The sequence below is a fragment of the Thermoflavimicrobium dichotomicum genome (genome assembly GCF_900114055.1).
GTDB classification, from domain to species: Bacteria; Bacillota; Bacilli; order Thermoactinomycetales; family Thermoactinomycetaceae; genus Thermoflavimicrobium; species Thermoflavimicrobium dichotomicum.
Map to the genome: position 1 here is coordinate 1 of NZ_FORR01000041.1, position 7026 is coordinate 7026.

Annotated in this window: 5 protein-coding genes and 1 pseudogene; all 6 read right to left on the reverse strand. The window is 46.6% G+C overall.

Annotation, left to right across the window (positions count from 1 at the left end; genetic code table 11):
• Positions 1-2339, reverse strand: a 2339-nt coding sequence (locus tag BMZ78_RS17965; RefSeq protein ID WP_139203366.1) for a type I polyketide synthase, incomplete at its 3' end; no start/stop codon positions are given.
• 97 nt (positions 2340-2436) lie between these two features.
• Positions 2437-3210, reverse strand: a complete 774-nt coding sequence (locus BMZ78_RS17970) for an enoyl-CoA hydratase/isomerase (RefSeq protein ID WP_093231767.1) — start codon at positions 3208-3210, stop codon at positions 2437-2439.
• Positions 3207-4469, reverse strand: a complete 1263-nt coding sequence (locus BMZ78_RS17975; protein WP_093231768.1) for a hydroxymethylglutaryl-CoA synthase family protein — start codon at positions 4467-4469, stop codon at positions 3207-3209. The genes BMZ78_RS17970 and BMZ78_RS17975 overlap by 4 nt, the downstream gene beginning before the upstream one ends.
• Before the next feature lie 19 nt (positions 4470-4488).
• Positions 4489-5715 (reverse strand): annotated as a pseudogene (locus BMZ78_RS17980) (beta-ketoacyl synthase N-terminal-like domain-containing protein).
• Positions 5693-5941 (reverse strand): acyl carrier protein, encoded by a 249-nt coding sequence (locus BMZ78_RS17985; RefSeq protein ID WP_093231769.1) that lies wholly within the window; start codon positions 5939-5941, stop codon positions 5693-5695. The pseudogene BMZ78_RS17980 and the gene BMZ78_RS17985 overlap by 23 nt, the downstream one beginning before the upstream one ends.
• On the reverse strand, positions 5941-7026 hold a 1086-nt coding region (locus BMZ78_RS17990), incomplete at its 5' end, for an acyl carrier protein (protein ID WP_217645028.1). The genes BMZ78_RS17990 and BMZ78_RS17985, both read right to left, overlap by 1 nt.

Genomic DNA, 7026 nt, shown 5'->3' on the forward strand with positions numbered 1-7026 from the left:
GAGTAGACCTGATACTCTATCTCCCCGTTCTCTCTGGGGGTAAGACCTATGTGAACCTGAATCGGATCTTCTCCCACAACGATAGGTCGAATCCAAACGACATTCTTGAGCAACAAACCGGTTTGACTCGATCCGAAGCCCTTCGTCGCCTGTTCTACTGCTGCCCTGGCCATCTCCAGGTAGGCTACTCCCGGAAGAATGCGCTCTCCATTTACCACATGACCTGAAAGAAAAAACTCCTGTCCCGTAAACGTGGAACTATATCGCTGCTCCCAAAAATGAGAGGTATTCCTATGTAACAATGGATGAAGGAGATCCTCCCTCTTCGAAGCGGTTGATTCCATCTTCGGGAGCCAGTACCGTTCTTTCGCAAAAGGATAGGTCGGCAAACTGATGCGACGTGGTTTGGATTTTCCATAGATCTGATGCCAATCCACCGACAATCCTTTCACCCATAACTCCGCTACCTTTTTCAGTTTCTTTTTCTGTAGCCAGGTCTGAAGCAGGATTTTTGCATCGTCATCTGTTTCAAAAATCGCCACGGTCTCTTTGCCCTCTTTCACATGAGCAGTATAAATTCCTGGCGACTGAACATCCTGTACAAACGCTTCCAGTGCCTGGAGAATCGACTCTCTTGAATACGCCAAAAAGGCCAGCCGATGCTCCATCGCATCTCTCCCCACTTGCAATGTATAGGCTAAATCAGCCAGATCTATCTCTTCATGGGATTCCACGAAGGTCTTCATTTTTTGGGCATAAGCTTTTAGTTGCTCTCTGGTCTTGGCTGACAGCACAAATAAGATCGGGTTATGTTCATTCACGGGAATCGGTGTTTTGTTTCGGTTCGACTCGTGAACGAATTCTTCTATGACAATATGGGCATTGGTCCCGCTAAACCCGAAGGAACTTACAGAAGCACGTCGAGGCATCCCCTCTGGAACTTCCCAAGGCTGTAGACGGGTGTTGATATAGAACGGACTATTCTCTAATGAAATGTGTTCATTTAGTTTTTCAAAATTAATGGTGGGCGGAAGCATCCGATATTTCATTGCCATTAAAACCTTAATAACACCTGCGATTCCTGCCGCTTTGATCAGATGTCCGATATTGCTTTTCACAGAGCCTAACGCACAGTAGTTCTTTTTGTTAGTAAAGGACTGAAACGATTGGATAAGTGCTTCCACTTCGATGGGGTCGCCCAGTTTTGTGCCTGTGCCATGAGCTTCTACCAGCGTAATTGTCTCCGGATTGATCTGGAAGCGTTCATATACATCTTTTTCCAACATAATCTGTGATTGAACACTTGGTGCCGTAATTCCATTGGTTTTGCCATCCTGATTAACTCCCCAACCACGAATCACGCCGTAAATGTGATCCTCATCCCGAATGGCATCAGAAAGTCGTTTTAATAAAATAACCCCGACGCCTTCTCCGGGTACAAATCCATTGGCGCGGGCATCAAACGTAAAGCATTTTCCATCTTTGGATAACATTCCGGCTTTGCTGGCTTGGATAAACCCAGATGGACTCAGCATTGTGAGAACGCCGCCTGCCAATGCAAGATCACTTGTCTGCATAATCAGACTGTCGCATGCTTTCGCAATGGCCACTAAAGAGGAGGAACACGCTGTATCGATAGCCAGACATGGACCTTTCAAATTGAGCAAGTACGAAATTCTTGCCGAGAGAATAGAAGGGGAACTTCCCAACATACCATATGCGTTTAATCCCTGCACGTTTGCGGACTGCTCATAATCGCTGGCCCCGCAACCGACAAAAACACCGCAACGACTTCCCGACAAGGAAGAAGGACTTATACCGGCATCTTCAATACAACGCCATGCATTTTCCAAAAACAGCCGATGCTGTGGGTCCATCAGTTCCGCTTCTGCAGGTGAAATATTGAAGAAGAGTGGATCAAACTTATCTACATCCTCTAGCACTCCCATCCATTTGCAATAGGTTTTTCCTGGAGCTTTTGGATCGGGATCGTAATACTCTTCGACAGACCAGCGATCAGGAGGAATCTCGGTGATGCAATCCATACCCTGTGCCAGGTTGTTCCAAAATTCTTCTACATTGCTTGCTTTCGGAAATTGCCCTGACACGCCGATAATGGCAATGGAGGTTTGCAAAAGTTTATCATCTGATGACTTCCCTGATTCTTCCTCCTTCAGACTAAACCTACTTGGAGTTTCCTTGGCTGAAACATCAGTTTCATGGGCTATGAAAGAAGATTGGCCTGCTTCGGCTTCTATCTTTCCTCTTATTTCGTTTCGTGCCTCTTCAAGCGTTATTTCCCCAGCTTGCAAGGCACGTAAAATTTCGTTTGAAAACATCCAGCCGTTCACCTCTCCCAGTTAAAAATCGGTTTCTGAATGATGCAATTCTCTTTAACATAGAGAGTACAAATTGCGTAGCCAGCTACCAAAGCACTTACCGATCATTGGAAGAGAATTGACCGGTCTCTATGAACCGAAAAATTCTCTCAAGGTTTGCAGGATCTGAAAACACCTCTTGATTGGAGGAGACCGCCAAGGTTTTGAACGTACGGATTGAATCATTCAGCTCGCTGATGTAGCGTTTGTAACGCAAAATTCCCGTTCGGGGTAACCGTCTGAGGCGAAGAAGATGCCGGTGAAGCAAGGACTCGCTTTGGTCATCATAGGCATCCACCAGGCCCCACATATAGGCTTGCTGAACAGAGATCGGCTGGGTGATCAGGGACATATAGTGTGCTCTTTGAAAACCGACTCGGCGGATCAAGAAGGGTAGAACACAAGCAGGATAAAGTCCGAATAACAATTCAGACAGACTAAACTGTGCGGTCTGGCTGGCAATCACGATATCGCTTGCCGCTACAAATCCCACCCCTCCTGCATTCGCCCTGCCCCGAACATGAGAAATAGTTATGAATGGTCCGCTCGCCAATCTCAGCCACAGGTCATAAGTTGGCTCAGGGGTATATGCCCCCGGCTTTCCACTTGTCATTTTCATCCGCAACTCTTCAAAATCGGCTCCAAAACAAAAGACATCAGGCGATCCTTCCAAAACCACAATTGTAATCGTTTGGGATTGCTCACAAACATCCAGTACCTGATGGAACTCGTCGATCAGGCGGTCATTTACCGTATTTTTGGCCTCAGCACGGTTAAATCTTATAAAGCAAACGGGCTCTTGAATGCGGACTTCTATGGTTTGATAGGTCATGGCAACCACCTGTATTCGCGGTGAAATTCCCTGATTTCTTCCAGGAACAACAGCCCTTTTCCTTGGCTTGAAGCCAATACTCCCGGTAATAAGTCAAAATCCAGCTTGATATTTCTGGTACCAAACTTCACTGCACTGCTTCCTCTTAACAATTCATCATACTCATCCATGGTTAACTGATAGCGTTCATTTAACTGTTTCTCAATTTTATACTTGCGCAAATGTTCTTGTCCTTGTGCTGTGACAATACCACTGTAAAATTCAGAACAGCAGCCAGATCCGTAGGAAAAGCAGCCAATTCTCTTTGGATGATCGAATTGGCCATGATCGATCGTACTGGCCAGAGAGAGGAACACCGTACCCCCCATGATATTTCCAACCCGTTTGCAGTAGTGTAATCCAGGTTCCACCCGCTTTATGAAATCCTCTTCGATTTCCCGGGGATTGGCCTTGCACATCTTCCTCATCATGGTACGGTGTGCCCCTTTCACCATCCCGCCGAAAGGAGTATGGAAAGCAAGATACTGGAATGTATCCCGGTAATCCACGCCAACAACCCGTTTTTGATATTCGAGAAATGATTGCTCGCAGCAATCCAGATATGACAACAGGGACAAATCCGAATCCCCCGCTTCACGATCAGGAACGGGGCGGCAAGTGTCCATTACCTCGAAACCATAATATCCGTTGGCTCCAACATCCACCTGGAAGATATATGGTCTTTCACTAACCAGCATGGCGACAGCTCCTGCACCGCTACTTGGTTCAGCAAAAGACCAGTCCTCCGTTAAACCCTCTCCCGCCTCGACTGCCATATAACGGGATATGTCTGTTGCGATGACCAATGCTTTTGCCCCGGGAGAGACTTGGGACAAGATAAAATTGACTGCCATCTGGAATCCTGCTGTCCCTGAATAGCAGGCTTGCTTGATTTCAAACAAGCGACAGTTCCGATTCAAGCCCAAATAATGATGGATATACGTACTTAAGGATTTTCCAAAATCAATCCCGGATTCTGTACAAGTGATCAACATTTCTATCCGATCTTTCTCTTCCAAAGACAAGGCGTCCACCAACGGCTTGGCTGCATTCACAGCAAAGGTGACGGGATCTTCATAAGGCAAAGCTACTGTTTTTTCCTTCATGAGCAAATTTTCAAATCTCCTGGTATCCAATCGACGATGCCGAGCCAATTGCATGACATCCAGACAAGCCGTTCCCCCAAAAACATTAAGTGCTTCAATTCCAACTGTTATCATACCCATCTCCTTACCTTGTTTAAATTTTATAAAAACAGATGGCAGTATTTATTCCGCCAAACCCGATATTCAGGGATAAAGCATGTTTTACATGATGTGTAATGGATTGATCCCGAACCCAGTTGCAAGACTCTTCGATAGGGGATTCCAGATTTCTAGTGGGATGAAGACGTGACTCTTTCATTTGCAGAAGTGTGGCGATGACTTCCACCGCACCAGATGAACTAAGACCATGACCAGTTATTGATTTCGTTGCATTGATTGCAGCGTTGGAAAGTTGGCAATCCACTATGGCTTTGATTTCGATCTCGTCCCCCACCAGTGAACCTGTTCCATGCGGGTTGACATAATCAATTTGATGAGGAGACAGCTTTGCCTGCTCCAGAGCTTTCTTAATGACCTGCACTTCTCCTTCATACGAAGGATGAGGATTCCGGCTTGCATCCATTCCCACAGCCCATCCCGTGATGATGGCGTATGGTGTAATCTGGCGACTGATTGCCGATTCAGTTCGTTCTATCACAACAGCTCCGCACGATTCCCCATAAATAAACCCGTCCCGTTCCCTGTCAAAGGGGCGACAAGCCTTTTCCGGCTCATCTGCAAATCGATCACTTCCCATGGCCCCCAAAGATCGGAAGGCCTGGCACTCCCAGTATGAGACATCCATTAGTGCTCCCATGGCGATGCAGATATCGACTTGACCGCTTTGGACTGCCTGTATAGCCTGTATGATTGCCAACTGGCCGCTGGCAGACGCTCCACCCAATGTATACGAAATTCCTTTAATGCCAAATTGCTCTGTGCAAAGGCCAACTAAATCGCTGTCCATAAAGGTTAAGCCATAGGTTGGCCGCACAAAATGAACGCGGTCTGCGTACGCTTCATGCATCTGGACCATATCGCGCTGCTGGAAGTTGGATCCGCCAATCACCAATCCGATGCGGCTCGGGTCGGCCTTATCCAACTTTGCTTCTTCCCACGCTTCCAGGATGGTGATCAAGCCTACTTGCCCTGAAAAAGAAGCTGTCCGGAGCAACTTCTAGGAAAGTCGCTCCGGATAGCTCAATGACGGGATTTCCGCGCCCAGAAAAGAAGTCTCTTTTTGTCTCCCGGGGCGTCGCATGATTCCGAAATTATGCTGTCCTTTCATTAGGGCGGAAGTAAAAGCAGCTTTTCCCTGTCCAATGGCAGATGTCACACCCAATCCGGTAATCAGCAGATCAGACTGATTGTATTTTTTCATATAGCAATTCCACCAATTCCTCTATATTTTTCGCCCCGAACAACTCCACACGAGGTACCTTCAAAGATAGCGATTCCATGGTTCTCATAATAATTTCAGCACGGTCAACGGAATTTGCCCCCAGATCAACCAATCGGTCATTAGGTTGAATATTATACTCTTCCAACTCTGGTAATACCTCGCGTGTGTGCTCTACAACCAACCTGAAAATATCCTCTTTGTTCATCATTGTTTCCTCCTATTATTAAGTTGCAGCAAGAGTTGATCAGCTTTTTCCACATCCAATTTTCCCGACTGTACCTGTTGCAGAATTTCATCCAGTGAGAGGGTGAATGGTTCTTTCTCTTTATCAAGCTCTTTTTGCAGGAAATGCGCAAATTCGCGAATGCTTGGATAGTCATACACCTTGGTTGCCGGAATCGACGTACCGTATTCTCTGTTAATGGCCTGAATCCACTCCACACCTGTAATGGAGTCAAGTCCCAAGTCAATAAATTTGCTATCTGCATCAATATCACTTGGATTCATGCCTAAAGTATCAGCCAGTCCTCTCATCAGCTCCATCTGTAAGTTTTCCAGTGAAATCACCGGACGAAGCGAATGAGCCTGACTTTGAGCTTCAGCCTGTGAAAGGAAGATTCCCTCTGAACCGTCTGGCAGTTCTACGGATGGCAATGTTTCGACGGACGACGTCTTTTGTGATACAGCACGGCTTTGATCAACGTTCCCCAATTCTCCCCGCAGGAATTGAGTAAATTTTCTAACATTTGAATAATCATAAACCTTGGTCGCCGTGATGGAAGTCCCATACTTTTTGTTGATGGCCTGTATCCATTCTACGCCGGTAATCGAATCCAAGCCCATGTCAATGAATGTGTCATCCGGGTCGATATCGCTTGGATTCATGTTTAAGATGGCTGCCAACATTGCCTGCAGCTCCTCCTGTAACGAATCTTCCTGAATCAGAGGCGCAGATTTCCATTCAGACTCGCTTTCAGGCGTTGATAAAGAAATGGTTACTGATGACCCAGCAACTTTTGGCGGGATAGACTCTTCCTGTTTATCTGAGGGGATTGGCCTGTCAACCAAAGGCTGAAGGGCGATTCCACGGGGTTTTTCTGCAATCTGTGGATATTTTACTGGTTGCCCTGCCTGCGGGACCTTAATCCCCTTGACAATCAACGGAGTTGATACATAGGAAACTTCCGGCTTATCGGGCTGCGATGATTGAGCCGTTTCTCCAATTGCTGGCGCAGATTTCTGATACTGACCTGGAGATTTCGGCTCCATCGTGGGCACCCAGTAGCGTTC